Genomic DNA, 2,815 nt, shown 5'->3' with positions numbered 1-2,815 from the left:
GGTCTGTCCATTGGTTCCCGAAGTACCTTGAGTAGCGATACCCGAAGCGGCCAGGGTGGTACCTGTACCTGATCCATAGAACCATTCGAAGGTATAATCAGCGGCCGCCTGTCCTTGGACGTTAGCGGTGATCTGACCGTTCCCACCGAGTGTGAGTGGATCTCCACAGAACGTATCTTCCTGATCGATGGTAAACACGATCACCGGTAGGGTGGTTTGGTCTTCTATTTCAAATTCGAATTCAGGTGTTAAACAGCCTTTAGTATTGTGAGTGGCCTCGACGAAATAAGTACCAGCAGTCTGACCTGATAGCGTAGCACTTGTTTGGCCTCCTATAATGTTGCCTGCATCATAAATATCTTTATACCATGTATAAGTGTAATCAGCAGCGTTGTCAGTTATTCGAGCATCAACAATAGATACTGATCCCGTGGTATTACAGTCTACAATGTGAGTAATGTCTGCATTGTCAACTGATAATTCATGAATTTCAGGATCATGCTGTATCGTATAGGTTTCCTCAACTAAACAACCATTATAAACGAATGGTGAGTTATCAACTATACGATATATTTTCAATACATAATTACCTGGATCTTGAGCAGGAAGAGTAGATGTAGTTTCATCTTGCTCTATTAATATTTCATCTGACCCGTCAGTCTCTGCTCCTTCAACAAACCATCTAAATTCAAAATCTTCTGGCTCGTCAAAGAATACATCCTCTGCATCTTTTCTTGCGATCACAGTAATTGATCCATCTCCGCCGAACGTACCGAAATCACAGATTGTATTATCAACAATAGAATTACTTTCAATAATTGGAGCAAATGATCGCTGTTCTATTTCATCAGTGGCTGAAGCAGAAAAGCATCTTGATGTGCTTGTTGGATTAAATGCTGGATTTGACTTTTCCCTTGCAACCGCAGTATAAGTACCGGCTGGTAAATTATTAAATGTAACTTCAGCACCCGGCAATTCTGCAGCACCGCTGATAATTACGGGATATGGATCTCCGTCTACGAAATAAGTAGTGAATTTATCAGCTGGAACGCCGTCGCCAGCATATAAGTAAATATCGTATTCAGAAATATCATCTACTTCGCCGTCAAGATAACCGTTAGTCACAGCATCGATGTCAGCCGTGGCCAAAGAAGTCTGACCCGTTATATCATCAGCGGCTGTAAAAACGCCAGATGTGGTAGATATATCCATAGAACTGGCACCGTTGTCATTGTAGATTACACCTACAGCTCCACTCGGATTGGCAATTACTACTTCTCCATCCTCAAACGTTGAGACAAGAGAGCTATAAGTAATCGAAATATTATCTGAAAGTCCAACTGTGGCTTGACCATCGTCTGGACATGCCTCAACATGCTTAATGGCAATTGTTGTGGTTGCTTGTTGACCCAAAAACGAAAGGTCAAATACTTCTTGAGATCTACACTGGGTTGTACCATCAATCATAACTAGTGTATATAATCCAGAAGGAATATCTGTTAAAGCAGCATAGCCGTTGAGGGCAGTGCCCGGCGTGGTGCTTACAGTAATATTCACCCCATTATTTGGAGCGGTTAGCTGCCCTGTGCCACTTGATAGAGGCGTTCCTGGATTATTGGCATAATCTTCTGATCCTTCATACCATTCGAATGAGATGTTATTGCCTGTTGGATTTACTGTAATATCAGCAACAATTCCACCAAGCCCGGTACAACTGGTTGGAATACTTCCACTTTCAGCACCATCATTTGTTCCTGTTGAAATTAGGGCAGTTGGTTCATTTGCAGATACACCATCAACGATTTCTATGGTAACTGGATTGCTTATACAACCTGAAGTATTTTCAGTCGCTACCACGGTGTAATACCCTGACACCTGTCCGCTTAATGTACCTGTAGTTTCAGCAAGTTCTGAGCCGGGAACAACTACTTGACCTTCGTACCACTCATAAGTATAGTTCAGTGGGTTACCGACTGAACCGTGATCAATTGGAGCTCCATTTGAATAAACTATTGCATTTGGAGTTACAGTAGCTTCACCATTCGGAGTACAATTTGTTTGCGGAGTTTGTCCATCAGTAAAAGATAGAGTGGGTGTAGATCTAATTATAGTGACCATCGTGGTTTCAATACAATTAGTCGTGTTATCCGTCACCTTTACTGTATATGTACCGGCAGCAAGATTAGATATCGAATTGGTAGCATCTACTGATTGTTGTAGGGAAGTTCCTGCAGTGCTTGTACCTGCATACCAATCTAAGGTGAATCCTACATTGCCTCCATTCACATCCGCAGTGATGATCCCTGTAGGTGTACTAATATCACAACTATAGTCATCTCTGTCTACGCTTGCGTTTATTACAATGGCTGCAATACTTTCGGTAACCTCAATAGTAGTCGGATTGAGCGAGGTACAACCTGTGGCGATGTTGGTGGCCTCTACGGTATAGAATCCAGCATCAAGTCCTGTAATGTGATTTGTTGTTGCACCTGCAACGACTACCGTTTCAGCTGTTTCGCCCTTTTGAGTTGCAATATCAGTACCGTCGGTGATGACCGTTCCGGTGTTATCCGATCCGATGTACCACACATAAGTAAAGTCATTGACCTCATCGGTATCAATTCCTGTGGTTACATTAAGTAGATCAATTTCGCCATTTGGATATATTGCGCTTCCAGAACAAGCCGATACTTCTGTGACATCCACATCTGCCGGATCGGCCGTGATATCAATGACCGGTTTATCGGTTAAATCTTCAGTGATGGTAAAGTTCAAAGTCTCGGTACAACCGGTGACATTGTCAGTGACCTGTGCG

The 2,815-nt window shown here is 42.7% G+C and carries 1 protein-coding gene; it reads right to left on the bottom strand.

The genetic code is table 11. The features are described 5' to 3' along the window. Nucleotides 1-2,815 (bottom strand): hypothetical protein (locus ABJF11_RS02775; protein WP_348117911.1); only part of this gene is annotated, 2,815 nt, incomplete at both ends.

Origin of the sequence: Reichenbachiella sp., from assembly GCF_039941815.1 — a bacterium.
Classification (GTDB): Bacteria; Bacteroidota; Bacteroidia; order Cytophagales; family Cyclobacteriaceae; genus Reichenbachiella.
The sequence above is the reverse complement of the archived record's forward strand: the minus strand, read 5'-3'. Positions and strand labels throughout refer to the sequence as shown.